Annotated in this window: 24 protein-coding genes; 17 read left to right on the top strand and 7 right to left on the bottom strand. The window is 62.9% G+C overall.

Translation table 11 applies throughout. The features are described from left to right. Window positions 1–101: 101 nt before the first annotated feature. Window positions 102–1,118 carry a DUF3137 domain-containing protein gene (locus G568_RS0114535; RefSeq protein ID WP_026758714.1) on the top strand — a complete coding sequence of 339 codons (1,017 nt, stop codon included), beginning with the start codon at window positions 102–104 and terminating at the stop codon, window positions 1,116–1,118. A gap of 199 nt (window positions 1,119–1,317) precedes the next feature. Here the strand turns inward: G568_RS0114535 and G568_RS0114530 are convergent, their stop codons facing one another. Further along, window positions 1,318–1,998 carry an IclR family transcriptional regulator gene (locus G568_RS0114530; protein ID WP_037374250.1) on the bottom strand — a complete coding sequence of 227 codons (681 nt, stop codon included), beginning with the start codon at window positions 1,996–1,998 and terminating at the stop codon, window positions 1,318–1,320. Window positions 1,999–2,137: 139 nt separating this feature from the next. Between G568_RS0114530 and G568_RS0114525 the strand changes: the two genes are divergently transcribed. The 8 genes from G568_RS0114525 (at window position 2,138) to G568_RS0114490 (ending at window position 12,369) form a co-directional block, all read left to right on the top strand. Beyond that, complete coding sequence (locus G568_RS0114525; RefSeq protein WP_051203029.1) at window positions 2,138–4,450, top strand: cytochrome P450/oxidoreductase; 2,313 nt, start codon at window positions 2,138–2,140, stop codon at window positions 4,448–4,450. A 690-nt stretch (window positions 4,451–5,140) separates the two neighbouring features. After that, window positions 5,141–6,157, top strand: coding sequence for a UDP-glucuronic acid decarboxylase family protein (locus G568_RS0114520; protein ID WP_051203036.1), 1,017 nt, complete (start codon window positions 5,141–5,143; stop codon window positions 6,155–6,157). Next, the gene (gene galE, locus G568_RS0114515; protein WP_026758710.1) at window positions 6,157–7,155 is read left to right on the top strand and encodes a UDP-glucose 4-epimerase GalE; all 999 of its coding nucleotides are present in this window, start codon (window positions 6,157–6,159) and stop codon (window positions 7,153–7,155) included. Before G568_RS0114520 ends, galE begins: the two co-directional genes overlap by 1 nt. Next, window positions 7,139–9,004: a glycosyltransferase family 2 protein gene (locus tag G568_RS0114510; protein WP_245582957.1), complete on the top strand. Its 1,866-nt coding sequence runs from the start codon at window positions 7,139–7,141 to the stop codon at window positions 9,002–9,004. The genes galE and G568_RS0114510 overlap by 17 nt, the downstream gene beginning before the upstream one ends. Window positions 9,005–9,007: 3 nt before the next feature. Continuing rightward, the gene (locus tag G568_RS0114505) at window positions 9,008–9,898 is read left to right on the top strand and encodes a glycoside hydrolase family 26 protein (protein WP_026758708.1); all 891 of its coding nucleotides are present in this window, start codon (window positions 9,008–9,010) and stop codon (window positions 9,896–9,898) included. A 311-nt stretch (window positions 9,899–10,209) separates the two neighbouring features. Then, window positions 10,210–10,491: a hypothetical protein gene (locus tag G568_RS18950; RefSeq protein ID WP_157084423.1), complete on the top strand. Its 282-nt coding sequence runs from the start codon at window positions 10,210–10,212 to the stop codon at window positions 10,489–10,491. A 291-nt stretch (window positions 10,492–10,782) separates the two neighbouring features. Beyond that, window positions 10,783–11,625: a glycosyl hydrolase gene (locus G568_RS0114495; RefSeq protein ID WP_026758707.1), complete on the top strand. Its 843-nt coding sequence runs from the start codon at window positions 10,783–10,785 to the stop codon at window positions 11,623–11,625. A gap of 228 nt (window positions 11,626–11,853) precedes the next feature. Continuing rightward, on the top strand, window positions 11,854–12,369 hold the full coding sequence (locus G568_RS0114490; RefSeq protein WP_026758706.1) for a DUF995 domain-containing protein: 516 nt from the start codon (window positions 11,854–11,856) through the stop codon (window positions 12,367–12,369). 126 nt (window positions 12,370–12,495) lie between these two features. Here the strand turns inward: G568_RS0114490 and G568_RS0114485 are convergent, their stop codons facing one another. The 6 genes from G568_RS0114485 to G568_RS0114460 form a co-directional block, all read right to left on the bottom strand. After that, window positions 12,496–13,920: a gamma-aminobutyraldehyde dehydrogenase gene (locus tag G568_RS0114485; protein ID WP_026758705.1), complete on the bottom strand. Its 1,425-nt coding sequence runs from the start codon at window positions 13,918–13,920 to the stop codon at window positions 12,496–12,498. Between the two features lie 11 nt (window positions 13,921–13,931). Beyond that, a complete protein-coding gene (locus G568_RS0114480; RefSeq protein ID WP_026758704.1) occupies window positions 13,932–14,738 on the bottom strand; it encodes an ABC transporter permease in 807 nt (268 codons plus the stop codon). Next, window positions 14,728–15,684 (bottom strand): ABC transporter permease, encoded by a 957-nt coding sequence (locus G568_RS0114475; protein WP_026758703.1) that lies wholly within the window; start codon window positions 15,682–15,684, stop codon window positions 14,728–14,730. The genes G568_RS0114480 and G568_RS0114475 overlap by 11 nt, the downstream gene beginning before the upstream one ends. Further along, the gene (locus tag G568_RS0114470) at window positions 15,681–16,667 is read right to left on the bottom strand and encodes an ABC transporter ATP-binding protein (RefSeq protein ID WP_026758702.1); all 987 of its coding nucleotides are present in this window, start codon (window positions 16,665–16,667) and stop codon (window positions 15,681–15,683) included. The genes G568_RS0114475 and G568_RS0114470 overlap by 4 nt, the downstream gene beginning before the upstream one ends. Window positions 16,668–16,729: 62 nt before the next feature. After that, the gene (locus G568_RS0114465; protein ID WP_026758701.1) at window positions 16,730–17,887 is read right to left on the bottom strand and encodes an ABC transporter substrate-binding protein; all 1,158 of its coding nucleotides are present in this window, start codon (window positions 17,885–17,887) and stop codon (window positions 16,730–16,732) included. Window positions 17,888–18,146: 259 nt separating this feature from the next. Then, entirely contained in the window at window positions 18,147–19,061 is a 915-nt protein-coding gene (locus G568_RS0114460; protein WP_026758700.1) for a LysR family transcriptional regulator, read from the bottom strand. Between the two features lie 563 nt (window positions 19,062–19,624). Between G568_RS0114460 and nirK the strand changes: the two genes are divergently transcribed. The 8 genes from nirK to G568_RS0114415 form a co-directional block, all read left to right on the top strand. Next, the gene (gene nirK / locus G568_RS0114450) at window positions 19,625–20,743 is read left to right on the top strand and encodes a copper-containing nitrite reductase (RefSeq protein WP_026758699.1); all 1,119 of its coding nucleotides are present in this window, start codon (window positions 19,625–19,627) and stop codon (window positions 20,741–20,743) included. A gap of 213 nt (window positions 20,744–20,956) precedes the next feature. Then, complete coding sequence (locus tag G568_RS0114445; RefSeq protein WP_026758698.1) at window positions 20,957–21,409, top strand: c-type cytochrome; 453 nt, start codon at window positions 20,957–20,959, stop codon at window positions 21,407–21,409. A 24-nt stretch (window positions 21,410–21,433) separates the two neighbouring features. After that, a complete protein-coding gene (locus tag G568_RS0114440; RefSeq protein ID WP_026758697.1) occupies window positions 21,434–22,783 on the top strand; it encodes a cbb3-type cytochrome c oxidase subunit I in 1,350 nt (449 codons plus the stop codon). A gap of 3 nt (window positions 22,784–22,786) precedes the next feature. After that, window positions 22,787–23,581: a CbbQ/NirQ/NorQ/GpvN family protein gene (locus tag G568_RS0114435; RefSeq protein WP_026758696.1), complete on the top strand. Its 795-nt coding sequence runs from the start codon at window positions 22,787–22,789 to the stop codon at window positions 23,579–23,581. Window positions 23,582–23,586: 5 nt separating this feature from the next. Continuing rightward, the gene (locus G568_RS0114430; protein WP_026758695.1) at window positions 23,587–25,473 is read left to right on the top strand and encodes a nitric oxide reductase activation protein NorD; all 1,887 of its coding nucleotides are present in this window, start codon (window positions 23,587–23,589) and stop codon (window positions 25,471–25,473) included. Window position 25,474: 1 nt separating this feature from the next. Further along, window positions 25,475–25,660 carry a hypothetical protein gene (locus G568_RS0114425; RefSeq protein WP_037374246.1) on the top strand — a complete coding sequence of 62 codons (186 nt, stop codon included), beginning with the start codon at window positions 25,475–25,477 and terminating at the stop codon, window positions 25,658–25,660. Beyond that, on the top strand, window positions 25,657–25,932 hold the full coding sequence (locus G568_RS0114420; RefSeq protein ID WP_026758693.1) for a hypothetical protein: 276 nt from the start codon (window positions 25,657–25,659) through the stop codon (window positions 25,930–25,932). The genes G568_RS0114425 and G568_RS0114420 overlap by 4 nt, the downstream gene beginning before the upstream one ends. Before the next feature lie 152 nt (window positions 25,933–26,084). Continuing rightward, the coding region (locus G568_RS0114415) for an IS5/IS1182 family transposase (RefSeq protein WP_026758692.1) at window positions 26,085–26,334 on the top strand (250 nt) is incomplete at its 3' end.

Raw genomic sequence — 26,334 nt, 5'->3', positions numbered from 1 at the left:
GCTCGGCCATGAGCGAGAGCGGGGGTGCCGGGTGGGTCCAACGATCCAGCACGGCCTGCCGCGTTTCCGCACGAGGGACAGCGAAAGGAAACCAAGGCATAATGACAGTTACTTTCACCGAAAAATCACAGATCGAGACCGGGTTTTCCGAGGTTTTCCAAGACCGCATCGCGCCGCGCCTGGGCGATCTGGAGGCCGAGCGCAAGACGTACCTGGCCAAGGCCCGGCGCCATGCGGGGATCGCGCTGGCGGTCGGGGCGGCGTTTGGCGTGTTGTTCACGCTGTTCGGATCCGGATCGGATGGGGTTGGCGCGCTGGTTGCCGGGTTCGGCGTGCCGCTGGCCTTTGGCGGTGTGGCGGCGTTCGTGCTATGGAACCGGCAGACGGGCAAATGGACCGGCTCGGCGGCCCAGACCGTGATGCCCGTGGTGTGCGATTTCGTCGGCGATATGAGCCACGACCACGAGGCGCACAAGGGTTTTGCCCTGGAGCGGATGCAGAAGCTGGGCGTGGTCGGAAGCTATACCCGCGCCGAGATCAGCGACCGCCTTGAGGGGCGCTATCGCGAGACCGATTTCGCGTTGGTCGAGGCCCGCCTGATCAGCCAAAAGAGCAGCAGCACCAGTTCAGACGACGATAGCGGTGATCGCTCGTCGCGGACCGTGTTCAAGGGGTTGCTGATGCGCGTTGCCGTGCCCGAGCCGATCCCGACGCGTATCCTGATCGCGCGCGATTTCGGCATCGGCAACAAGCTGGGCGAGTTGTTGGGCGGCTCATCGGGGCGGGGGATGCCCAAGGTTGACACCGGGCACCCGGAGTTCGAGCAACATTTCGAGGTATACGCCGCCGACCCGGACGTGGCGCGCGATGTTCTGGCACCCGGTTTCCTGGATAATCTGCTGGCCATCGCAGAAGCCGAGGGCGGTCGCCACGGGGCGCAGGGCATGCAGGCGGGGTTTCACGACGATTCGTTCTTTATGGCGCTGCGCCGCGAGGGCGATTTCCTCAAGATGGGATCTCTCAGCACGCCGATGGACGAGATCGAGGATGACCTGCACCGCATCTTTGACGACATCGCCACGATCCATCGCATCATCGACCGGCTTCACGGCGATTGATCAGGTGCCGGGGGCCAAGAGCACTTTTCGCCCTTTCGGAAAGACACCATGCCGGGATAAAGGCGCGAAGCGCCGCCGGGCAGCGCCCGATCGCCCCATGGGCGGGCGCTGCTCAGCTCTTCAAGCGGCTCTCCCTGCGTGCAGGGGGCGCGATCCGGAGGGCAAATTGTGAACGGTGCGCGTTGTGGCTCCCGGGGGACTACGAAGCGCATAGCAAAGCCGACAGGCGCTCAGCAGCGTCCGTGACGGCGTGCGGCGCGACGTCCAAATTCAGATCATCTAGTGCAACGACACCGATCGAGAATTCGAACCCGTTGCCCGGGGGCTGCGCCACGGGGCTGGACACGCCAACCGCGCCTTTTTGCAGCTCGCCGCGCGTGAGGCTATAGCCGTCGCGCCGCGCGGTTTGGACGGGGCCGGGATCATCCGGCTGCGCAGGGCGGCCCGACAGGATGGCAAGCCCCGCGGCGCCCTTGTCGATGGGGTGCCGGGTGCCGACGCGGTAATGGATGTTGAGGAACGCGTTTCGCGGCTCGGCCGTCAGGATCGCGACGCAATCCGCCCCCTGCGCCATCGACAGGAACGCGGTCGCGCCGGTGCGCTCGGCAAGGTCCTCGACCACCGGGCGGGCCAGCGTCCGTATCGCCCCTTCGGCATGGGCCGCCAACACGATCGCGCCGCTGCCAAGTATAATCCGGCCGTCCGGCAGGCGCTGCACCATGGCGTTGTCGGTCAGGGTCGCAATGATGCGGTAGGCGATCGCACGGTGAACGCCGAGCTTCTCGGCGATCTCTGCGATCCTCAGCCCGTCACGGGCCCGCGCAACGAGGTCCAGCGCGGCGAGGCCGCGATCAAGTGTCCTGAGCTTGTTGGTGGTCATGTTGCGCGTTCCCCTAACGAATATCCCCAAGGCACGGCGCCGCGGCGCCGGATTGACAGGCTGGCCGACCCTCGGTAGCCTCGTTATAAGTGACACGTTGTACGATAAACGTAAATCATAAAGACAGGACGCGCGGGAAATGACAGCATCGACAAACACCCAAAGCCCCGCCGCCAGCGCCGCAACAGAGGGCTGCCCCATGTCGCAGATGGCGGCGGGGTTCGATCCGTTCGATGCCCCCTACCAGGGCAATCCGGCCGAGGCGCTGCGCTGGTCTCGCGAACAACTGCCGGTGTTCTACAGCGAAAAGCTGGGCTACTGGATCGTCAGCCGGTACGACGACATCAAGGCGGTGTTCAGCGACAACATCCTGTTTTCCCCGCGCAATGCCTTGGAAAAGATCACCCCCGCCACCCCCGAGGCGATGGAGGTTCTGCGCAGCTATGGCTACGCGATGAACCGCACCATGGTGAACGAGGACGAGCCCGCCCACATGGAGCGCCGTCGCGCCCTGATGGAGCATTTCATGCCCGAGAACCTTGAGGCGCGGCAGGAGATGATCCGCGAGCTGACCCGCGAAAAGGTGGACGCGTTCATAGATACCGGGCGGGCCGACCTGGTGGATGAGATGCTCTACGAGGTGCCGCTGATGGTGGCGCTGCATTTCCTGGGCGTGCCCGAGGACGAGATCGCTACGCTGCGCACGTTCTCATTGGCGCATTCGGTGAATACCTGGGGCAAGCCCAGCCCCGAAAAGCAACTCCAGGTCGCCCATGATGTCGGGCGATTCTGGCAATACGCCGGCCAGGTGATCGAAAAGATGCGCGCCGATCCCGATGGCCAGGGGTGGATGCATTACACCATCCGCAAGAACGAAGAGATCCCCGAGGTGGTGACCGACAGCTATGTGCATTCGATGATGATGGCGATCATCGTGGCCGCGCATGAGACGACATCGCTGGCCTCGGCGAACATGTTCAAGACGCTGCTGTCGCATCGCGACGCGTGGCACGATATCTGCGCCGATCCATCGCTGATCCCGAACGCGGTCGAGGAATGCCTGCGCTATTCCGGCTCGATCGTGGCGTGGAGGCGCGAGACGACCGGCCCGGCGCGCGTGGGCGGCGTGGATCTGCCCGAAGGGGCCAAGCTGTTGATCGTGCAGGCCTCGGGCAACCAGGACGAGCGGCATTTCGAAGGGGGCGATACGTTCGACATATACCGCGACAACGCGGTCGATCACCTGACGTTTGGGTATGGCGGGCATCAGTGCATGGGCAAGAATATCGGCCGGATGGAGATGCGGATATTCCTTGAAGAGATTAGCCGCCGCTTGCCGCATCTGCGACTGGCCGAGCAGAAGTTCACCTATGTGCCCAGCATCTCGTTCCGGGGGCCCGATCACCTGTGGGTGGAATGGGACCCGGCGCAAAACCCCGAGCGCGCCGATCCCGCGCTGGCGCGTGCACGGCAACGATTCGCGGTGGGGGCGCCGGCGCGCCGGGACATCGCCCGCATCATCCGCGTGACGCAGGCGCGCCGCGAGGCGGATGGCATCCTTGGCCTGACGCTGGAGGATGCGCGCGGGCGCCCCCTGCCCCGCTGGAGCGCGGGCGCGCATGTGGAGCTGTGCGTGGACGGGTATGACCGCAAGTACTCATTGTGCGGGCGCCCGGATGCGGCGGGGTACGATGTGGCGATCCTGCGCGAGGAAGACGGGCGCGGCGGCTCGGCGCATATCCATGACGCGGTGCGCGAGGGGATGGAGCTAAAGCTGCGCGGGCCGCACAACCTGTTTCGGCTGGACGAGGACGCAGCGCGGCATGTGCTGGTGGCCGGCGGGATCGGGATCACGCCGATCATCGCCATGGCGGACCGGCTCAAGGCGTTGGGGCGCGACTACGAGGTGCATTATTGCGGGCGTGAGCGCAGCGCGATGGCGTTTGCGGACCGGCTGGAGGCGGACCACGCAGGGCGCGCGGGCGTCTATCCGGCGGACGAGGGCGCGCGCGCCGATCTGGCCGGGCTGGTCGCCGGTCTGCAAGCGGGCAGCCACGTCTATGCCTGCGGCCCTGCGCGAATGATCGACGCGCTGGAGGCCCTGATGGCGGGGCGGCCCGATTGCACGTTGCATTTCGAATATTTCGCGGCGCGCGGCGCGGGCCTGGACCCGGAGAAGGAAACCGCGTTCGATGTGGAGTTGACGGATTCCAACCTGACGCTGAGGGTCGCGGCGGATCGCACACTTCTGGAGACGGTCGAGGCAGCCGGCATCGACCTGGCAAGCGATTGCTGCGAGGGGCTTTGCGGAAGCTGCGAGGTCAGGGTGCTGGAGGGCGAGATCGATCACCGCGACATGGTGCTGACCCGCACCGAGCGGGCGGGGAACCGGCGCATGATGGCGTGCTGTTCGCGCTCCGCGAACGGCAAGCCGATCAAGCTGGCGCTGTGACGGACGACGTGCCTTTGGAGGCGGCTTCGGGACGTGGGTGAGATGGCCTTCGATATGGCACCTCGCGCGGAGTCGAGGCGCGTAACGCCGCCGCGTGTCGTCGGGCCGCTAGAACGCGGTCAGGGTGAGCTTTTCATGCTAATGCGCGTGCTGAATACCTGAACGTAGCTGCCCCAATAAACCAGGGCGATGCGCTATTTGTGAATGGCCCATACCACTTTCGGGTGCATCCCCTTGCTGCCAGGATGGAGAACCCGCGAACTGAAGTGCCACACAGATCAACCAGAAGCAGAAACAATCGAATGCTAAATTGGAAACGAATCAATGTAATGCATGGATATTGAACATCTTTCCTCAGCCTTCACATAAGGTGATTTCCGATGATTCTTTCCGGGAATAGCGGTCGAAACACAACCCAAGTGTGAAAAACTCAACCTATAAATGCAAATTATTAGATACTAATTGACAGCGCCCCCCCATGCGGCAATCCTTAAATGTGGCTGAATTGCGGCCTGAATTGGGCCAAAAATTGGCCCGCGTCGCTAGCAGCTTGTTCAAGATTGGGGCACCCAACAAGCAGCGTGATTCTCTAGAACAGAAGCTAATGAATCACATCTTTCGAGTGGGAGCTTTTTACGCCGATCCAAGGTGGAGGGTCAAGCCGTGCGACATGAGTACCCAGAGCAATCGATTCCAACGACACAGCAAAGCCCCCTGAAGGCTGTTCCATCGACAAGCGAGACGGTTCTCATCACCGGCGGCGCTGGCTTTCTCGGCTCTGCGCTATGCGACCACTACATCAACCGTGGCATGCGCGTTATCTGCGTGGACAACCTGTCGACCGGGCGCATGCAGAATATCGAACATCTCATGGAAAACGACGCGTTCAGCTTTATCAAGCACGACGTCAGCGTGCCGTTCGACATCTCTGAAGATATCGGATTCATCTTTAACATGGCCAGCCCGGCGTCGCCGCCGAAGTATCAGATCGACCCGATCGCCACCTTCAGGACGATCGTCATCGGCGCCGAGAACATGCTGACACTGGCGCACCGCAAAGGCGCCCGTATCCTTGAGGCATCGACTTCGGAGATATACGGCGACCCCGAGGTATCACCGCAACCCGAAACCTACCGGGGCAGCGTCAACACAATGGGGCCGCGGTCGTGTTATGATGAGGGCAAGCGTGCCGCCGAAACCCTGTTTTACGACTATAACAAGAACCTGGGCACCGATATCCGCGTGGCCCGGATTTTCAACACCTACGGGCCGAGAATGGACCCCGAGGATGGCCGCGTCGTCTCGAATTTCATCGTGCAGGCGCTGAGCGGCAATGACCTGACCATTTACGGCGACGGCTCGCAGACGCGGTCTTTTTGCTATGTTGACGACCTGATAGCGGGACTTGTCGCGCTGATGCACACGCAAGGGAACCATTACTCGGCCGTCAACCTGGGGAACCCCGGTGAGTACACGGTGCGCGCGCTGGCGACGATGATACTGGAAGAGACGCAAAGCGCGTCGCATATCACCCTCAAGCCGCTGCCGGTGGACGATCCCAGGCAGCGCCGGCCTGATATTGGCCTGGCTTGGAGATTGCTGCACTGGGAGCCGAAGGTGCCGCTGCGCGAAGGTCTGAGGTTGACAATCCCCTATTTTGCGTTGGAACTGGAACAGAACCCTGCGGTGGCAAAGGTCGCAGTCTGATGTCAGACACTCCGGTAATCGTGACGGGTGGCGCCGGCTTCATCGGCAGTCATGCCTGCAAATGCCTGGCCGAGGCCGGGTATCTGCCGGTCACGATCGACAACCTGAGCACCGGGCACGCGGATGCCGTGAAATGGGGACCGCTTGAACGGATCGACCTGCGTGACCGCGCGGCAGTGGAGGGTGTTTTGCGCAAATACCGGGCGCAGGACGTAATGCATTTCGCCGCGAGCGCCTATGTCGGGGACTCCGTCATCGATCCGGATTTCTATTACGACAACAATGTCGGCGGGATGATCGCCCTTCTTTCGGCGATGAGGGCGGCGGACGCGGGGCGCATCGTGTTTTCGTCCAGTTGCGCCACCTACGGCAGCCCAAGCACCGTTCCGATCCACGAGACGGCAGCGCAATCGCCGATCAACCCCTACGGGCGCACCAAGCTGATCGGCGAAATGATGGTCAAGGACCACGCGGCGGCGTTCGGCCTGCGCTATGTGCTGCTGCGCTATTTCAACGCGGCCGGGGCCGATCCCGGCGGTGCCTTGGCTGAGCGTCACGACCCCGAGACGCACCTGATCCCGCTCGCGCTCAGTGCGGCGGCGGGCGACGGGCCGCCGCTCAGGGTTTTTGGCACCGATTACGATACTCCCGATGGCACCTGCATCCGCGACTACATCCACGTCACGGACCTGGCCGAGGCGCATCGCCTTGCGTTGCGGCACCTGGATGCGGGCGGGGATAACCTGGCTGTGAACCTCGGCACGGGGCAAGGCCTGTCGATCCGCGACATCACGCAGGCGATCAAACGCGTCACGGGCCGCGATGTACCAACCGAAGATGCCCCGCGCCGCCCCGGCGATCCTCCGGCGCTGATTGCCGCAACCGAAGAGGCGCAGCGCAGGTTGACCTTCACGCCGCGCCATTCGGATATCGACAGCATACTGCGAGATGCGGCACCGCATTTCGGGCTGGAGACCGAGAATGTCGTCAATGCCTGACACCGCGCCGCAAGGCCTTATGCCGCCCCTCCCCAATAGTACCTCGCCCTATATCCGCCGGCTATTGTCTGGGCGAAAGCGGGTCAAGTACCTGCTTCTGGAGGCGGCATGGCTCGCGGCGAGCCTGTGGTTCTGGATCTGGTGGTTTGACCCGGCTCATATCCTACCGGGGCCGCAATACTGGATAATCACGGTGGCTTTTGCCTGGCTTTTCTTCTTGCAGGCGTTTTTCATTTTCATCTTTCACCAGGCCATCGCCCCGGCCGGCAACCCGCCTGATCCGGCCAGTGTGCGCGTGGCCATGATCGTCACCAAAAGCCCGTCCGAGCCTTTTTCCGTGGTCAAGCGCACGCTTGAGGCGATGCTGGGGCAGACCTATCCGCATGACACGTGGCTGGCCGACGAAGACCCACAGCCCGAAACCATCGCCTGGTGCAAGGCGCATGGCGTTTTCATTTCGACGCGCAAAGATGCCCCGGACTATCACCGCGATGAATGGCCGCGGCGCAAACGCTGCAAAGAGGGCAACCTTGCGTATTTCTATGACATGTTCGGCTACGAGCAGTACGATTTCGTCTCGCAACTGGACGCCGATCACGTCCCCAGCCCGACCTACCTGCAGGAAATCATGCGCGGGTTCGCCGACACCAGGATCGGCTATGTCAGCGCCCCCTCGATCTGCGGGCAGAACGCCGCGACCAGTTGGGCCGCGCGCACGCGCCTGCATACCGAAGCGGCCTTTCACGGGATATTCCAGGCGGGTTATGCCGCGGTCTTGTCGCCCATTTGCATCGGCTCGCATTACGCGGTGCGCACGGCGGCCCTGCGCAAGGTGGGCGGGCTTGGCCCGGAACTGGCCGAGGATCACTCGACCACAATGCTGATGAATTCGGGCGGCTGGCGGGGGATTCACGCGATCGACGCGATCGCAGTGGGAGATGGCCCCGCCAGTATAGCGGACCTGTGCACGCAGGAATTCCAATGGTCGCGCAGCCTTTTGTCAATTCTGTTGCGGTATACGACTCACTACCTTGGTCCGCTGCCGGCGCGATTGAGGTTCCTGTTCCTGTTTTGCCAGATATGGTACCCGCTTTTCGCGGTTTTCATGGTGATACTCTACGTGGTCCCGATCGCGGCGGTCGTGCTTGATATGCGCTATGCGGATGTGACCTATCCCGCCTTCGTCATCCACGCGATCTGGCCGCCGGTCGCGGTGACGGCGATCGCCTATGCGATACGTGCCGATGGCTTCTTCCGGCCGCGTGACGCCAAGGTTCTTGGCTGGGAAAAGGCGCTGTTTCTTGCGTTGCAATGGCCTTGGGTTCTTTGGGGGTGCCTGATGGCGGTGCGGGACCGGGTATCGCATCGCTTTGTTGATTTCAGGATCACGCCCAAGGGCGAGGCGGCGCAGGCCACGCTTCCGCTCAGGGTGCTGATGCCTTATGTCGCACTGACCCTTGGATGCCTGATGCCGGTGCTGCTGATCGATGGGGTGCAAGAGGCGAAAGGCTTTTATTTCCTGACGCTTCTCAACGGGACGATCTATGCGTTGATCACGATCCTGATCGTGGTCCGCCATGTGCGCGACAACCACATCGCCCTGGGACAGGCGATACGAATAATTCCCGTGCAATTGGCTTCTGCACCTGTTCTTGTCGGGTTGCTCGTATCGGCACTTGTCCTGCGCGGCCCCGAAAGCGTTCTGGCGCTTTCGGTAGGTCTCGGGAAGAGCGAACTCGTCAAGTTCGAGTATGTCGTTGCGGGCGCCGGAATGGGTGGGCCAGGCAATGTACGCTTTCGTTGGAATTCCGACTACCTGAAACACCGTTTTGCATTTGGAGAGGATTGAGTAATGACCCATCAGCAAGCTTTGAAAGGTGTCCTGTGGCCCCTGGCAGGGTCGCTTTTGTACGCGAGCGCGGCGTTCGCGGCCCCCCCCGGCGACTTGCCGTTCGGGGTTTATGACCCGAATGGCGCCTTCAGCGATGACGACGATGTCGCGATCGAGCATCTGTTCCTGCCATGGGAGGATGTCGCGCTACCATCGCTCTACGATGCCGACTCCTACGCCGTGGAACGCGGCCGGTCGATCCTGGTGACGATCGAGCCGTGGACCTGGACGCGGGACGAGCGCAACACCCCCGAGATCCTGATGGCCGGGATCCAGGACGGCACCTACGACACGAACATGGCAACGATCTGTGCCGTTCTCGATGATTTCGAAAGCCCGGTCACCGTCCGCTGGGGCCACGAAATGGAGGATGAATCAGGTCAGTTCATCTGGGCCAACTGGGAGCCGCAGACGTATATCGACGCCTATCGCAAGATGGTCGATGTCTGCCGGGCCGAGGCGGGCAACGCCGAATTCATGTGGTCGCCAATGGGCGAGGAGGGTCTTGAGGACTACTACCCGGGCGATGACTATGTCGATGTGGTCGGCCTGTCTGTCTTTGGCCTGCAACCGTGGGAGCAGCAGATTCTCGGCGAAGAGCGGACCTTCCGCGAGGTTCTCGAGCCCCGCTATGAGCGCGCCGTGCAGTTCGGCAAGCCCGTCGTCGTGGCCGAGTTGGGCTACTCGGGCGATGCCGAGTATGTCGAGCAATGGACGCAGGATGTGCGGCAGGATATTGAAGGTATGCCCGAGCTCGTCGCGGTCGTCTATTTCAACCAGCAGGAGGTCTACCCCTGGCCTGACGGTTTCGGCCTGCCCGATTGGCAGTTCGGCAACAACATCCTGGAATAATCCACCTGTCGCCCGCGGCATCGGCAGCATCCCGCCGATGCCGCGTAGCACAATACGAGCCGGGCCTGCGCGCAAAAAAGCTCCAAAATCCTCATGACTTATAATCTCGGGCAAACCCCGCCCCGGCAGATGGCGGGCGGCTCGTTTGGTGCGAATATCCCGAAATTAACTTGTTTTAAAGCATCCCGGCACTTGGCCACTACAAATTTCACGAGGTTCCATGTAGGCTTCTCGCTACACGTAAAGCTCCGACATCAAGTTCGGGCCGTCCTTTTTGGACGCGTGAGGTGTGAAACAGGCAAGGAACGAACATGAAACAGTACGGTTTTTTCTCGCTTTCGCGAGCAGTAGGTCTTGTGACTATCGTTGCCCTGACGCCGCTTGGCGCCACCATGGCAACAGCACATGATACTTCTCAAAACGATCACGGCTACCAAACCACCGCGGCCAACCGGGCGTCGGACACGGCGCTGAACCTGTTCCGCGACCGGCAAGAAGGCGAGCGGACAGTGCGCGTTCGGTCGATGGGCAATGGCAGCTACATCTGCTCGCCCGCGGGCTTTGGCCGATCTTCGCGCTGCTACCGCAACTGACGCATCGCATCGCGGCTTGGGTCTTTCTCTTGCGGCAACACCCTGATTGACCATCTCGCGGTGGCCATCCCTGCGGTGTACTGCCTGGCAGCCCCCTCCCCCTTCCCATCCGCATCCGGCGCTGACGGCCGCGGCCAAGTGGCGTTTACCCGAAATTCACGCCTAATTGCGTAGACCGTTCCATCAGCCCTCAAGGCGCGGCCCCTTTTCGCTGCCCCCGTTTTGCCACCTTACCGCCCGACCAACGGCCATTTCATTTGCCAGATTTCAGGAAAACAAGCGTTGGATGTGATGTTTAAACGGTTTTTGATCCTCGTCGGGTTTCTCATGATGACCCAACATGCCCTGGCACAGCAGGCCGGCGTAGGGGCTTGGGAAAACCCAAGCTACACCACACTGCGGTGGATCGAGGATCAGCGCGGCCTCGACTGGTACTACAACTGGCGCACGGACCAGATCCATCAAAAGGGGGGACAACGCCGCAGCGTTGAATTCGTCCCCATGATCCACAGCGCCAAGAACGTGAACGACCCGATACGCTCACGCCTTCCGGTTCGCACGCTGCTTGGCTTCAACGAGCCAGACGGGCGCGGCGGCGATCACCAGGCAGGGATGAGGGTGGCCGACGCCGTCGCCCTTTGGCCGAAGCTCGAGGCGCATGGCTTGCGGCTGGGCAGTCCGGCCACCACCCAGCGCGGCACGCTCGGCCGGAATTCATGGCAGCGCCGGTTCATGACCGAGGTTGAGCGACGCGGCATGCGCGTGGATTTCATGGCCGTGCACTACTACTCGAACAATGGTGATGTAGACGCATTCCGCAACTGGCTGATCGCCGTTCACAACGAATACAAGCGCCCGATCTGGGTGACCGAGTTCGCCTATATCGATTGGAACCGCCCGCGCCGCGCCACTTATGATGCAAACGCGAAATTCGCATACGAGGCAATCCGCATGATGGAAAGCCTGCCCTTCGTCGAACGCCATGCGTGGTTCGCGGCGAACCCCTATCCGTGGAACGGAAACGCGCCCCAGATAAACCTGGTCGACAATTCCATGCGCCCGACGCCCTTGGGAAAGGCCTTCGCCCAAGTGCTGTCGGGGCGTGCGCCCGAGCAGGTGGCACAAGCCAACTGAACGGCGCGTGCCGATTGCGGTGCACGTCGCACCGGCCTGACCGGCAATCCCCCCGCCCTATGCCCGCTTGACGCGGGGAGACCTGCGAAAACAATCAGCTTTCAAACAGATAGCGCCGAGACGCGCTTGAAAGAATGGTATTGATAGAGGGCGTTTTTTCCATGACAGTGCTCAATAAGGGACCCGCGTATTGAAACCGGCAGACATGCCGACAAAGGGGGAACGACAATGCCCATCCTCAACCGATCTTCAGCCTTGGTTTGCGCCGTGTTTGCAATGATCAGCGTCCTGCCGAACGCGTCCACGGGGGGCACCTTGTTCGGCCCCTCGGTGCCCGAAAGTGCGGTGCCGCCCACGCCCGAAAGCCTGGCCCGCATGTATGCCGGAAAAACCGAGAACTGGGGCGGCGGGGCGGCCGCCTATTGGGCCGCGAACGGCACCTTCCGCGCGGTCAACCCAACCGAGCAGAGCATTGGTATCGGCAAGTGGTACGTCACGACCGCCAGCAGGATGTGCTATGAAGGGCGGTGGTATTGGCGGCAGGACTTCGGTGTCGAGGACAGCACCTTCCGCACGTGTACCCGCTTCCTTATCGACGAGGACGGGCAGATGTGGACAACCACCAAGGCCCGCTCGGGCCCCTGGTTCCCCTTCGACCTCAGTAAATTGCAGCGTGGCAACCAGGTTTCCGAGCGCTTCGAGACCCTGCAGGACTTGCTCGGCGTCGACGCGCAAGACCAATGAGGTGAGCCCCCCGGGGGGGGGAATGGTCACACCCGTAGCCTTCCTTGGAAGCGCCCCGGCGTAGCCCGCAGAACACTGCCTCGGGGCCCTGCCCGCGGGCCCCGCGCGCGGGACCCGCGGGGGCGATCAATGCGCGATCATCACGTGCCGGGCGACCGTGTAATCCTCAAGCGCATACATCGACATGTCCTTGCCGTAGCCCGACTGCTTGAGCCCGCCATGCGGCATCTCGTTGACCAGCATGAAATGCGTGTTCACCCAGGTGCAGCCGTATTGAAGCCGCGCCGATACATCGAGCGCCCTGCCGATGTTGCTGGTCCAGATCGAAGAGGCGAGGCCGTATTGGCTATCGTTCGCCCAGGCGACGGCCTTGTCGGCATCATCAAACCGCGTGATCGAGACGACGGGCCCAAATACCTCGCGCTGCACGATCTCGTCCTCTTGACGCGCGCCGGCCACGACCGTCGGGCGATAGTAGAACCCGGGGCCGTCATGCAGGCTCCCGCCCGTGGTGATCTCGAGGTGCTTTTGCTCGGAGGCGCGCTGCACGAAGCTCGCCACCCGGTCGCGCTGCCGCCGGGAGATCAGCGGCGGGATCTCGTTCAGCGTGTCGTCGGCGTTGTCGTAGACGATCGAGGAGACCGCGCTGCTCAGGTCGGCCACGAGGTTGTCATAGATCTTCGGCCCCGCGTAGATGCGGCACGCCGCCGTGCAATCCTGCCCGGCATTGTAGTATCCAAAGGCCTTCAGCCCTTCTACCGTGCTGTTCAGGTCGGCGTCGTCGAAGACGATCACCGGGGCCTTGCCGCCCAGCTCAAGATGGGTGCGTTTCACCGATTTTGACGCCGCCTGCAGCACCTTGCGCCCGGTGGCCACGTCGCCTGTGATCGAGACCATGTCGACATCCGGGTGGTTGATCAGCGTGTTGCCCACGCTGCTGCCCTGCCCCACGATCACGTTGACGACGCCTTCGGGCAGGATGCCCGCCATCACCTCGGCCATCAGCAGCGCGGTCAGCGGCGTCTGCTCCGACGGCTTCATCACCACCGTGTTGCCCCCCGCAAGCGCCGGGGCCAGTTTCCAACCCATCATCATCAGCGGGTAATTCCACGGCGCGATGGACGCGACAACGCCAATCGCGTCGCGGCGTATCATCGAGGTATGCCCCTCCATGTACTCCCCCGCCAGCGGGCCCGACATGTTGCGCACCGCGCCCGCGAAGAATCGGAAGCAGTCGGCGACGGCCGGGATTTCCTCGGTCCGGACCTCGTTGATGGGCTTGCCGCAATTCAGCGCCTCGAGTTGCGCGAAATCCTCCAGCCGCGCCTCGACCGCGTCGGCGATGGCCAGCAGCTTGGCCGAGCGTTCGGCGGGCGTGGTGCGCGACCATCCCGGGAAGGCCGCGCGCGCCGCAGCCACGGCGCGATTGACTTGGTCGGTGTCGGCCTCGGGCATCTTCACGATCACCTCGCCGGTGCGCGGGTTCAGAACCTGCTCCTCGGTTTCGGTTCCCGCTTCCTGCGCGGCGCCGATCAGCATCTTGGTCTGCATGGGATCCTCCGTTATTTGCCTTGTCCGGCGACCTGATCGGTGCCGCGAGTGAGATAGTAAGCGCCCAGGATGGGCAGCAAGGTGACAAGCACCACGACCATGGCGACGACATTCGTTACAGGCCGTTCGCGCGGGCGCACCAGTTCCTCAAGCATCCAGATCGGCAGCGTCTGCTGCTGACCGGCGGTGAAGGTGGTGACGATCACCTCGTCGAAACTCAGCGCAAAGGCGAGCATGCCGCCCACCAGAAGCGCCGTGGCGATGTTGGGCATTATGACGTGTCGCAGCGTCTGGAAGCTGTTCGCGCCAAGGTCCATCGACGCCTCGATCAACGAGCCGCTGGTGCGGCGGAACCGGGCGACGGCGTTGTTGTAGACCACGACGACGCAGAAGGTCGCGTGCCCCAAAACGATGGTCCAGGTGCTGAACGGCACATCTGCGATCGAGAAGGCCGAGCGCAGCGCGATCCCCGTCACCACCCCGGGCAGCGCGATCGGCAAGATCACCATCAGCGAAATCGTCTCGCGCCCGAAAAAACGCGACCGGCTGACGGCGGCGGCGCAAAAGGCGCCCAGCACCAGCGCCATGCCCGTCGAGATCGCGGCGACCTTCAGGCTTAATTGCAGCGCCGCCCAGACGTCGGGGCGGTTCCACGTGACCGCGAACCACTTGAGCGTCAGCCCCGGCGGCGGCCAGGCAAACGACTTTTCCTCGGTCGTGAAGGCATAGGCAAAGATCAGCAGGATCGGGAGGTGCATGAAAAGCAGCCCCGCGGCGGCGGCGATCTTCAACGACAGGGGCGCGCGATCAGAGTGCATCGAAAGCCCCCATACGTTTGGCGATCCACAGGTAGACCCCCATGATCAGGATCGGCACCACCGCAAAGGCCGCGGCCAACGGGATGTTCCCCGCGATGCCCTGGTGCTGGTAGACGGCCTGCCCGATGAACAGGCGCGACGTGCCGATGATCTGCGGAATGATGTAATCCCCCAGCGTCAGCGAGAAGGTAAAGATCGACCCGGCAATCACCCCCGGCAACGCGAGCGGCAGCAGCACGTGGCGGAATGTCTGCCCCGGACGCGCGCCCAGATCGCCGCTCGCCTCTAGCATCGAGGTCGGGACCCGTTCCAGCGCCGCCTGAATGGGCAGAACCATGAAGGGCAACCAGACGTAGACGAAAACGATAAAGGTGCCCGTCGTGCTGACCGAAAGCGAATTGCCCCCGATCACCGGCAGCGCAAGAAACGCATCGAGAAGCCATTCCAGGTGCAACCCCTGAAGCGCCCATGTCAGGATACCCTCCTTCGCGAGGATCAGCTTCCACGCGTAGATCTTGACGAGGTAACTGGACCAAAGCGGCATCATGATCCCGAGGTAGAAAAGCGCCCGCCACGCGCCGCGGGCATAGCGCGCCGCGAAATAGGCGATCGGGAACGAGATCGCGGCCGAGGCCAGCGACACGCAGATCGCCATCGTGACGGTGCGCAGAATGATGTCGAAGTTCGAGGGCCGAAACAGCTCTGCATAAGTGTCGAGCGTGAACTCGTAGCGGATCAGCCCGGTGAAATGGTCGATCGAAAAGAAGCTCTGAACCAGCAGCGCGAAAAGCGAGCCGAGATAGATGATCCCCAGCCAAAGCGCTGGCGGCAGCAGCAGAAGCACAATCAGGACCGCCGGATGCCGCCACAGCACGTCGGAGATCCGCGTGCCGATGCCCGCGCCGCGCTCTTGGGGGGGAATGGCTTCGGTCCGCACCATGCTCATGCCCCGGCCTTCATCATGTGCAGATCGCCCGGCTCCCAGTCGAGCGCGACGTCCTCACCCTCGGCGGGCCGCGCGGCGTCCTGCGGCAGCAGGCAGGTCAGCCGGGTATCGCCTGCCTCAAGGCTCACGCGGGTGGCAAGACCGAGGAAGCTCAGCCCGGTAACACGCGCGCGCAGCGGCCCTTCGGCCGCCAGCTTCAGACGCTCCGGACGGATCGAGGCCGGGCGGCTTTCGCCGGTCAGCCGCGCGACAAGCGCCTCGGGCAGGACGTTGGAGGAGCCGACGAAATCGGCCACGAAAGGCACCTCCGGGCGGAAATAGATATCCTCGGGTGTGCCGGTCTGGATGATCTGCCCGTGATCGAAGACCGCGACGCGATCGGCCATCGAAAGCGCCTCGCCCTGATCATGGGTCACGAAAACGAACGTGATACGAAGCTGTCGCTGAAGGCTTTTCAACTCTTCCTGCATTTGCTCGCGCAGCCGCAGGTCCAGCGCCCCCAGCGGCTCGTCCAAAAGCAGCACGCGCGGCTTGTTGACCAGCGCCCGGGCAAGCGCCACGCGCTGCCGCTGGCCGCCGGACAGCTCCGAGGGTTTGCGCGCACCATAGCCCGACAGGCGTACCAGCTCGAGCGCCTCCTCGGCGGCCGCGTGACGCTGCCGCCTGCCCTGCCCCGCGATCATCAGCCCGTAGGCGACATTGTCGATCACGTTGAGATGCGGGAACAGCGCGTAGTCCTGAAAGACCGTGTTCACGTTGCGCTTGTAGGGGGGCAGGTTCTGTACCGGGTCGCCAAAGATGCGGATGTTTCCGGCGGTCGGTCGTTCGAACCCGGCGATCAGGCGCAGGCAGGTGGTCTTGCCCGACCCCGAGGGGCCCAGCATTGCAAAGAACTCGCCTTCGGCGATGTCGAGGCTCACCCCATCCACCGCCTTCACTGCACCGAAGTGGCGCGAAACGTGGTCGAAAGTCACGGCTGACATTGGATTAGTCCGGTCTTGGCCCGTGCCGCTTTCATGGCGCGGCACGGGCGGGTTTCAGTAGATCAGCGGCCGCCGATCACGCCGATGTAGTCAGAGACCCAGCGGTAGTAAGGCACGCATTCGTCCTGGCTTTCGCAGTTCGCCACCGGGGTACGCCAGAACTTGATCTTGTCGAACTTGGACAGGCCGTTGGCATCACAGCCCTCCTGCGTCTGCATGCCCGACCCGTCGGAACAGGCCGCCGGGACCGAAGGCACCGCGCCGAACCAGACCGAGAGGTCGGATTGCAGGTTCGAACTTAGCTGATGCTCGAACCACTTGTAGGCGCAGTTGGGATGCTCCGCCTCGGCGTGCAACATCGTGGTGTCGGCCCAGCCGGTAGCGCCCTCCTGCGGGATCACCGACGCGACCGGCACGTCGTCGGCCTGCAGCAGGCCCACCTGGAACGGCCACGACCCCGAGGCGACCATGCCCTCGTTCTTGAAATCGTCGATCTGGATGAAAGCATCATGCCAATAGCGGCTGACCAGCGTGCGTTGCTGGCGCAGCAGGTCGAGGGCGGCGTTGTACTGCTCTTCGTTCAGCTCGTAGGGGTCCTCGATGCCCAGATCCTTGTTGTGATACATCAGGTAGTTGGCGGCATCCGCGATGTGGATCGGGCCGTCATAGGCCTGCACGCGGCCCGCGTTGCTTTCGCCGTCGGCCAGCGTCATCTCCTCAAAGACCACCTTCCACGACTCCGGCGCGGTCTCGAACGCCTCGGTGTTGTACATCAGCACGTTCGGTCCCCACATGTAGGGCACGCCGTAATGGGTGCCGTCCACGTAATGCCAGGGCGCCTGCTTGAGACGGTCGTCAATGGTGTCCCAGCTGGGCACAAGGTCGGTATTGATCGGCTGAACCCGGTTCCCCGCTATCATCCGCAGCGACGCATCGCCGGACGCGGTGACAAGGTCGAAGCCACCCTCGTTCATGAGCGCCACCATCTCGTCCGAGGTGTTGGCCGTCTTGACCGAAACCATGCAGCCGGTGTCTTTCTCAAAGCTGCTGACCCAGTCGAAATTCTCGTCGGTCTCGCCGCGCTCGATGTAGCCGGCCCAGGCGACGATCGAGAGTTTCCCCTCGCCCTCGCCGATCTTGGTCATCTGTGCCATGCCGGTGGTCGCGACCGATGCGGCCGTGACCGCGGTGACGAGTCCGGTCAGGAAATGTTGTTTCATTTCGCTCTCCCTGCGGGGGGCCGGACGGCAAGGCGGTGCAGTTGGCCAGTGCGGTTCTCGCACGGCCCGCCACCGGGCGGCAGCCCCTGATTGTTTCGTTATGGGCCCGGTCGGTCAGTCGACAGCCAGGCGCGAGGCCGGGGCGCGGGCCTTGAATGGCTGTCGCCCCGGTCGCAGGAAAACTATGCGAAGCGCATCCCGCATTCGCAAACGCATTATACAGAAACCAGCATTCGGAAATTCCGATAGCTCTGGCCGATCAAACGCGCAGATGGCGACCGGTCTGCCCCAGTTGCGCAAGCGAGATGAAGTCGCGCGCCGCCGGTGTCAGGGGCAGCCCACGGCGCCAGACCACGCCGACCTGCACGATCGGCAAGCTACCCGAGACGTCGCGGCTTTCTATCCGGTCCCCATCCAACGACCACGGCCGGTAAACGAGGTCCGGCAACAGCGCGACGCCCGCGCCGGTGGCAACAAGGCTGCGCACGGCCTCGACCGACCGGGTGCGGAACGCCACCTGCGGCTTGCGCCCGAAAGCCGACAGCAGCTTGACCGCCTCTTCCTCCATCTCGTCGATGTTAAGCATAATCAGCGGCTCGCGCGCCACGTCATCCAGCCCGATACTTTCGCGCGCCGCCAGCTTGTGCTCCAGCGGCAGCCACAGCCGGAAAGCCGACACGTCGAGGATCTCGCTTTGCAGCGCCATCCGGTCGCGAAGGTTCGAGATCACCATCACCGCCACGTCCAGCTCGCCTCCGATCAACAGGTGCTCAAGATATTCACCGGAGTCCTCGATGGCCGATATCTCGACACCGGGGTTCATCCGCCGGTAGCGCGCCAACATGTCGGACATCACGTAGCCCGCCATCAAAGACGTGACCCCGACGTTAAGCCGCCCCCCGGTTTCGCCGGGCGCCTGGTTGAAAGCGCGCCGCGCGCCGGATACGTCCGACAGGATCTTGGTGGCATGCCGCAGGAACTGGTGCCCGCTGTGGGTAATGTTAAGCCCGCGCGCGTGCCGCTCGAACAGCGCCACGCCAAGATCCGCCTCGAGGTTCTTCACCGCCTCCGTCACTGCGGACTGCGAAATCGCCATCGTCTGCGCCGCGCCGATGACCGAGCCCTTTTCGGCCACAGCCACGAAATACTGAAGCTGTCTGAGCGTAAAGGACATGCGCAGTTCTCCCTGATCCCCCGGCCGGACCCCGCGCGAAGTATGACCCAAGACCCCGCGAGATCCAAGCGCGGCAGCGCGGGGAGCGCAAAAGCAGATGCCGATATCCGCCTCCCTTGCGAGACGGAGTGACCGGCCAATTCGCGCCTTGAGGTCGTTCCTCGTTAAAGTATCTACGCCAAGCTCCAACTTTTCGGCCGCATCTGCAAGCATCAAGAACCAGTGCGCATTCAGACATTCGTGTTACTCGCGGGACATGCATTTCAGGTCATTGGCGTGCTTCTGATCTGATCACTGCCGGTTCTTGCAACATGGCTGCCACGGACACTGTTCTGAAGGTCACGACCACGCATCCGGGTTCGCTTAATCGAAAAAGACGAAAAGCTTCTCCCGTTGGGCCATACCGGGCGCCCGCAGGGTCGTGACACAGACCACGGGCAAGGCGCATTTCGCGCCCTTTGCCGCCGATACGGGCGAGAAGTTTGTCACGCCACAACGTTCCATTTCGCACGAAATCGTATCCTTCATGAACACGGCATCAAGTTCACAGAAGGAGACAAACGATGCTAACTCGCAGAGCCGCCCTCATGGGGGTTGCCGGCGCCGCCGCCGCCCCGTTTCTGGCCAAGGCCGTCCGCGCCGAAGAGACGCTGACCCCGATGGCGATCCCGTCCGAGCTGTCCAGCCTGACGCGTGTCAAACGCGACTTGGTGGCCCCGCCCTTCGTGCACGAGCACGAGCAGGTTGCGCCGGATCAGCCGCGTATCGTGGAATTCACCATGACCATCATGGAAAAAGAGATGAAGGTCGATAGCGGCGCCTACGTTCAGGCGATGACCTTCGAGGGGTCCATGCCCGGGCCGCTGATGGTGGTGAACGAGGGCGATTACGTCGAGCTGACGTTGATCAACCCGGCGGACAACCTCATGCCGCACAATATAGACTTCCACTCTGCCACGGGCGCATTGGGCGGCGGGGCCCTGACCCATGTAAGCCCCGGCGAGATGACCGTGCTGCGCTGGAAGGCGACGCGCCCGGGCACCTTCGTCTATCACTGCGCGCCGGGCGGCCCCATGATCCCGTGGCACGTGGTTTCGGGCATGAACGGTGCGATCATGGTCCTGCCGCGCGACGGCCTGCGCGACCACAACGGTGCCTCGGTCGAATACGACCGCGTCTACTACATCGGTGAACAGGATCTTTACCTTCCCAAGGACGCGGAGGGCAATTTCAAGCGCTTCGCCGATGTCGCCGAGAGCTATCCCGAGACCGAGCAAGTCATGAACGGGCTGATCCCGACGCATGTGGTCTTCAACGGCGCCGTGGGCGCGCTTACTGGTGACAACGCCTTGACCGCCAAAGTGGGTGAAAAGGTGCTTTTCGTGCACAGCCAGGCCAATCGTGATTCCCGTCCGCACCTGATCGGCGGGCACGGCGATCTTGTCTGGGAGGAGGGCAAGTTCAACAACCCGCCGCTGCGTGATCTGGAGACCTGGTTCATTCGCGGCGGCTCGGCGGGGGCGGCGCTCTATGAGTTCCTCCAGCCCGGCACCTACGCCTATGTGAACCACAACCTGATCGAGGCGGTGAACCTTGGTGCGACGGCCCATGTGGCGGTCGAGGGCCAGTGGAACAACGACCTGATGGAACAGCTTGTCGCGCCGACGGCGATCGCCACCTGACCGGTCGTGCCAAAGCTCATGATGGGGGTGTCCGCGATGCGGGCACCCCCTCTTGCACGGCGGATGGCGTTCACAGGTGCTCGGGACGGTCAACACGCACATGGGCCCCGCAACCCCGAGCCGCCATTGCGTTGCTGAACATTGTGCTGGCGCAAACTTCGCGTTCCGCAATCGCGCTAGTCCTGCCGCATCAGAACAACAAGGAGGCCGGAGATGGCTGAATTCCTGACCAAGTCGCGGGCGCGCAACGTGTTCTACGGAGGCTCGATATTCTTCGTGGTCATTTTTATCGCGATGACGGTGCAAAGTCACCGCTACGTGGTCGAGACATCGACCGCCGGCATGGCACTTTCCGAAGAGGTCATCCTCGGCAAGCATGTGTGGGAACGCCATTCCTGCATCAATTGCCATTCGCTGCACGGGGAAGGCGCCTATTTCGCCCCCGAGCTTGGCAATGTCATGACCCGCTGGGGCGTGCAGGACGAGTCCGAGCTGGCATACGAAGTGCTCGACGGCTGGATGAACGCACAGCCCTCAGGCATCGAAGGTCGCCGCCAGATGCCGTTTTTCGAGCTGACGGAAGAAGAAATGCGCGGGCTCGCGGAATTTCTACGTTGGGCAGATCAGACAGACACGCAGGGCTGGCCGCCCAATGATGCCGGTTAATCGCCAGGCCCAAGGAGAGAACTCATGAAGTATCAATCGCAAAAGGTCGCTTTGGCCTATATCGTCTGCGCGGTCGCCCTGTTCGGCATACAGGTTCTGGGCGGGCTGCTGGCAGGGTGGATCTACGTCTCGCCCAATTTCCTGTCCGAGATCCTGCCTTTCAACATCGTCCGCATGATCCACACCAACGCGCTGATCGTCTGGCTTCTGCTGGGCTTTTTCGGCGCTGCGTATTTCCTGATCCCCGAGGAGGCCGAGCGCGAGATCTATTCGGTCAAGCTGGCTTATCTACAGCTTATCATCCTAGTGGTCGGCACATTGGGCGCGGTGGGATCCTACCTCGTCGGCATCCATGGCGGGCGCGAATTCCTGGAGCAGCCGTTGTGGGTCAAGTTCGGCATCCTCGTGGCGGCGCTGATCTTCCTGTTCAACGTCTCGATGACGGTTCTGGCCGGCAAGAAGACAGCGATCACCAACGTGCTGTTGTTGGGCCTGTGGCTTCTGTCGCTGCTGTGGGTGTTTGCATTCATCAATCCCGACAACCTGTCGCTGGACAAGATGTACTGGTGGTTCGTCGTCCACCTCTGGGTCGAAGCGACCTGGGAGCTGGTGATGGCCGCGATCCTCGCCTTCTTGCTTCTGAAGCTCACCGGTGTTGACCGCGAGGTGGTCGAGAAGTGGCTCTATGTGATTGTCGCCACGGCACTCTTCTCGGGCATCCTGGGCACCGGCCACCACTTCTACTGGATTGGTCTGCCCGGTTACTGGCAGTGGGTTGGCTCGATTTTTTCAACGTTCGAGGTGATCCCCTTCTTCCTGATGATGAGCTTTGCCTTCGTCATGGTGTGGAAAGGACGCAAGAACCATCCGAACAAGGCCGCACTCCTGTGGTCGCTCGGGTCTTCGACGGTGGCCTTCTTTGGTGCCGGCGTCTGGGGCTTCCTGCACACGCTGCACGGGGTGAACTTCTATAGCCACGGCACCCAGATCACCGCGGCGCACGGGCACCTTGCCTTCTATGGCGCCTATGTCGCGCTGAACCTTGCGGTCTTTACCTATGCGATGCCGATGCTGCGCGGCCGCGAGCCGTATAACCAGGTGCTCAACATGGCGTCATTCTGGCTGATGACGGGTGGCATGGCCTTCATGACCTTCGTGCTGACCTTCGCGGGCACCATTCAGACGCATATGCAGCGTGTACTGGGCGAATACTACATGGATGTGCAGGATGGTTTGGCGCTGTTCTACATGATGCGGTTCGGTGCCGGCGCGGCGGTTGTCATCGGCGCACTCTTGTTCATCTACTCGATCCTGGTTGTCCGAAAGCGTGAGGTGATCACACCGGGCGCCGCCAACCCTGTTCCCGGAGAGTGACCCATGAACATGGCAACGACACCCAGCCTGCCATTCTACCAGCCTACAGCGCGTGAATGCGATCTGTTTGAGACGGCTCATGAAAACGGTTTGCCCCTTCTTCTGAAGGGGCCGACCGGCTGCGGCAAGACCCGCTTCGTCGAACACATAGCGGCGCGCCTGGGCAAGCCGCTCTATACCGTGGCCTGCCATGACGATCTGTCGGCGGCGGACCTGATCGGGCGCTACCTTCTCAAGGGGGGCGAAACCGTCTGGGTCGATGGCCCGCTTACCCGCGCGGTGCGCGAGGGCGGCATTTGCTACCTCGATGAAGTGGTCGAAGCCCGCAAGGACGTAACCGTGGTGTTACACCCGCTGACCGACACGCGACGCACCCTGATGATCGATCGCACGGGCGAGGAACTGGTGGCGCCCGAAGGCTTCATGCTTGTCGCCTCCTACAACCCCGGCTACCAGAACGTTCTAAAGCGGCTCAAGCCGTCAACGCGGCAGCGTTTCCTGTCGATCTCGTTCGACTTTCCCGACGAACAGACCGAGATCGCCGTCATTGCCCGCGAAAGCGGGCTGGAGCCGGATCGCGTGGCACCGCTGGTGCGTCTTGCCGGCCGAATACGTGCACTGTCGGGTATGGATCTGGAAGAAGGGGTTTCAACCCGCCTGCTGATCTATGCGGCGCTGCTGATGGCGGGCGGCATGAACGTCGATCAGGCGCTCGAAGCGGCCATTATCCAACCGCTCAGCGACGAGCCCGACGTGGGCGTGGCGCTGCGCGACCTGATCGCGACGATCTACGGGTGAACGCGATGCGCCTTGTCGATCTCATGGAACCGGAAGAAACGGTCGGCAACCTCTGGCATGACATGGCCAGCGGGATCGGAGCAGGCGTGCTTTACCCCGAGGCGGCGGTTACGCTTGCTTCGGTCCGCCCCAGCCTTGCCGTTCTGTTCCGCGCACTGGGCGGCGCGGCCGGGGTCGAACTGGGCGAAGCGCCGGCCACGCTGGTTCGGCATCGCCGGGCGCTGCGGCGCAAGATCAGCGCGGACCGCGACCGCGACTGGGTGGCGGCGTTCGACGGCGAGAAACTGTCTTTGCCGCCGGTCATCGCCGCCTTTGCAGACGCGGGTTTGAACCGCGCCGCTTATTTCTGGCTAACCGCACTGGCGGCGGTCACCGACGCGCGGGCGCTTGACTTGCCACATGGCGGCCCGGCCGCCGATTGTGCGCAAATCCGTGCCAACGCGGCTGCAGCTGATCGAGCCTTCGCTCTGTGTCCCGGCTTGCGCGATGCCTACGGCCGGATGACGCGGCTTTGCGCCGAAGCGCGCCCGGAGGTCGCTCGGCCAACACAAGAAGCGGCCATGGAATGCGCCGTGCGACATCAGCTATGTGGAGAAATCCCCGCCGTTCCGACACAAGTCGCCGCGCGCGATTACAAGCCCTTCGCCCCGGTCCCGATCTGGTTGCGTTTCGCCAGCCCCGGCTCGGGTCAAGCGGCGAGCGAGGAACAGGCCGACGCCGCCGCGCCGCCGCCCGCCGCCGCCCATACCAGCCGCAAACCGGGCGCGCGCAAGGACCAGGATCAAAACCGCCGCAAGGACAGCTTTATCATCCACCGGTTTGAATCGATCCTGTCATGGGTGGAATCGATGAACATCAACCGCAGCGTTGACGATGATGACGACGACAACGCGCAAAAGGCCGCCGACGATCAGGACGAAATTGTCCTGTCAAAACATGATCGCAAGGCGGCAACGCGCCTGCGACTGCATCTTGATCTGTCGCCCGCCGATGCCGATCACGAGGCGCTGGCCGGTCGCCATGTCTACCGCGAATGGAACCACCGCAGCCGCAGCTATATGCCGGATCATTGCCGCGTTCTGGATGCGCCCGCCCGTCCCGATCCGGCGCGGGCCTATCATGCGAACGCGCGCCGCATCCGCGAGGTTCGCCGCCAGTTCGAGGCGCTGCGCCCGCGCCGCATCCTGCAACCGCGCCAGGTGGATGGCTCCGAGCTGGACCTCGATGCGCTGCTGACCGCGCGGGCGGATCTGCTGGCCACCGGGCGCGGATCGGACAGGATCTGGCAAAGCGCCCGGCAGGTCGAGCGCGATCTCTCGGTTGCCTTCCTCATTGACACGTCGCGCTCGACCGAGGCGGCAATCGGCGACACGTCGGTGATCGAGGTCGCGCGCGAAGCGATGGCCGCGCTGGCCGCGGGGATCGACGCGGCGGGCGATCGCCTGGGTATTTGGGGGTTTTCGTCGTTGCGGCGTGATCGAGTGTTCCTGACCCGTTGCAAGGATTTCGAAACCAAGATGGGTCCCGAGGTCATCGCCAATATCGGCGCGCTGACGCCCGGGCACTACACGCGGCTTGGTGCTGCTATCCGTCACGTCTCGGCGCAACTGACCGAGCAGCCCTCGGCGCGCAAGCTGCTGTTGGTACTGACCGATGGAAAGCCCAACGATCTGGACCACTACGAGGGCCAGCACGGCATCGAGGACAGCCACATGGCGGTGCGGGAGGCCCGGCATGCCGGGCTGAGCCTGCACGGCGTGGTCATCGACGAAGATGGGCAGGACTGGTTCGCCCGCATCTTCGGGCGGGGCGGCTTTACCCTTCTACCCGACCCCGAACGCCTTGCCCGCGCCTTGCCGGATATCTATCGCACGCTGACACAGGAGACCTGATATGCGCTTTTTAAACCTTATCGCCACTTTCGCTGCCCTGCTTGCCGCCGCCCCTGCCTGGACGGCCGAATTCGACCGCCCGATCCCGCAGGCGCAATCGGCCACGGCCGAGCTTTGGTTCGCATTGGGGAGCGTCGCGCTGATTGTGGCGCTGATCGTGGTGCAGCGCCTGGTCGCGCGGCGATGAGCCGTGCTCAGGGATGGTCCACGCGGCGCATCGCCCTGGTTCTTTACCCGTTCGGTGCAGGGGCGGCGGGGGTCAATGTCTTCTTCGCCGCGCTCATCTTTAGCTGGGTGGGCGGGCCGGTTCTGTCGACCGGCTGGTCGATCGTGCTGGGATGCGTGCTGGGCGTCCCGGCGACGTGGTATTTTGCCCGCCATATCCGCCATTTGATGGACGTGGCTGATTCAGAGATGACAGAACAACCAGATAGGATACCTCGCACGGGGCAGGAATAGGCGTGCCTCGCGCGCGAAGGGTTCGAGGCGACCGGCATCGCCTCATTGGGATGTTGGGCAATCTTTGGGGCAGTTTTTGGGATCTGAGTGGCTCTGTTGCACAAAGCGCGTGAGGGATTCATGTCGCGAATCCAGTGTGGTAGCTGGGCGACATGAGCAGACCCACACCCCCAACCTACAAGACCAGGAACTGGCCGGCCTATAACGAAGCGCTCAAGCGCCGTGGCTCGCTGACAGTCTGGTTTGACCCGGAGATGATCTGGGAGGCTGCGCCGACCGGTAAGCGCGGTCGGCAGCAGACCTACAGCGACACCGCTATCCAGACATGCTTGACGATGAAAGTGTTGTTCGGCATGGCGCTACGCCAGACCACAGGCTTCGTCGAGAGCCTGCTGCATTTGG

It is taken from the genome of Sediminimonas qiaohouensis DSM 21189, assembly GCF_000423645.1.
GTDB classification, from domain to species: domain Bacteria; phylum Pseudomonadota; class Alphaproteobacteria; order Rhodobacterales; family Rhodobacteraceae; genus Sediminimonas; species Sediminimonas qiaohouensis.
Note: the sequence above shows the minus strand (reverse complement) of the source record. Positions and strands in the feature narration are given on the sequence as shown.

Coding starts and splice junctions, on each gene's coding strand:
- G568_RS0114525 (WP_051203029.1), top strand. CDS start 2,138: ATGACAGCATCGACAAACACCCAAAGCCCCGCCGCCAGCGCCGCAACA.
- G568_RS0114465 (WP_026758701.1), bottom strand. CDS start 17,887: ATGAAACAACATTTCCTGACCGGACTCGTCACCGCGGTCACGGCCGCA.
- G568_RS0114475 (WP_026758703.1), bottom strand. CDS start 15,684: ATGAGCATGGTGCGGACCGAAGCCATTCCCCCCCAAGAGCGCGGCGCG.
- G568_RS0114495 (WP_026758707.1), top strand. CDS start 10,783: ATGTTTAAACGGTTTTTGATCCTCGTCGGGTTTCTCATGATGACCCAA.
- G568_RS0114510 (WP_245582957.1), top strand. CDS start 7,139: ATGTCGTCAATGCCTGACACCGCGCCGCAAGGCCTTATGCCGCCCCTC.
- G568_RS0114445 (WP_026758698.1), top strand. CDS start 20,957: ATGGCTGAATTCCTGACCAAGTCGCGGGCGCGCAACGTGTTCTACGGA.
- G568_RS0114490 (WP_026758706.1), top strand. CDS start 11,854: ATGCCCATCCTCAACCGATCTTCAGCCTTGGTTTGCGCCGTGTTTGCA.
- nirK (WP_026758699.1), top strand. CDS start 19,625: ATGCTAACTCGCAGAGCCGCCCTCATGGGGGTTGCCGGCGCCGCCGCC.
- G568_RS0114485 (WP_026758705.1), bottom strand. CDS start 13,920: ATGCAGACCAAGATGCTGATCGGCGCCGCGCAGGAAGCGGGAACCGAA.
- G568_RS0114460 (WP_026758700.1), bottom strand. CDS start 19,061: ATGTCCTTTACGCTCAGACAGCTTCAGTATTTCGTGGCTGTGGCCGAA.
- G568_RS0114530 (WP_037374250.1), bottom strand. CDS start 1,998: ATGACCACCAACAAGCTCAGGACACTTGATCGCGGCCTCGCCGCGCTG.
- G568_RS0114440 (WP_026758697.1), top strand. CDS start 21,434: ATGAAGTATCAATCGCAAAAGGTCGCTTTGGCCTATATCGTCTGCGCG.
- G568_RS0114425 (WP_037374246.1), top strand. CDS start 25,475: ATGCGCTTTTTAAACCTTATCGCCACTTTCGCTGCCCTGCTTGCCGCC.
- G568_RS0114535 (WP_026758714.1), top strand. CDS start 102: ATGACAGTTACTTTCACCGAAAAATCACAGATCGAGACCGGGTTTTCC.
- G568_RS0114435 (WP_026758696.1), top strand. CDS start 22,787: ATGAACATGGCAACGACACCCAGCCTGCCATTCTACCAGCCTACAGCG.
- G568_RS0114470 (WP_026758702.1), bottom strand. CDS start 16,667: ATGTCAGCCGTGACTTTCGACCACGTTTCGCGCCACTTCGGTGCAGTG.
- G568_RS0114505 (WP_026758708.1), top strand. CDS start 9,008: ATGACCCATCAGCAAGCTTTGAAAGGTGTCCTGTGGCCCCTGGCAGGG.
- G568_RS0114480 (WP_026758704.1), bottom strand. CDS start 14,738: ATGCACTCTGATCGCGCGCCCCTGTCGTTGAAGATCGCCGCCGCCGCG.
- galE (WP_026758710.1), top strand. CDS start 6,157: ATGTCAGACACTCCGGTAATCGTGACGGGTGGCGCCGGCTTCATCGGC.
- G568_RS0114430 (WP_026758695.1), top strand. CDS start 23,587: ATGCGCCTTGTCGATCTCATGGAACCGGAAGAAACGGTCGGCAACCTC.
- G568_RS0114420 (WP_026758693.1), top strand. CDS start 25,657: ATGAGCCGTGCTCAGGGATGGTCCACGCGGCGCATCGCCCTGGTTCTT.
- G568_RS18950 (WP_157084423.1), top strand. CDS start 10,210: ATGAAACAGTACGGTTTTTTCTCGCTTTCGCGAGCAGTAGGTCTTGTG.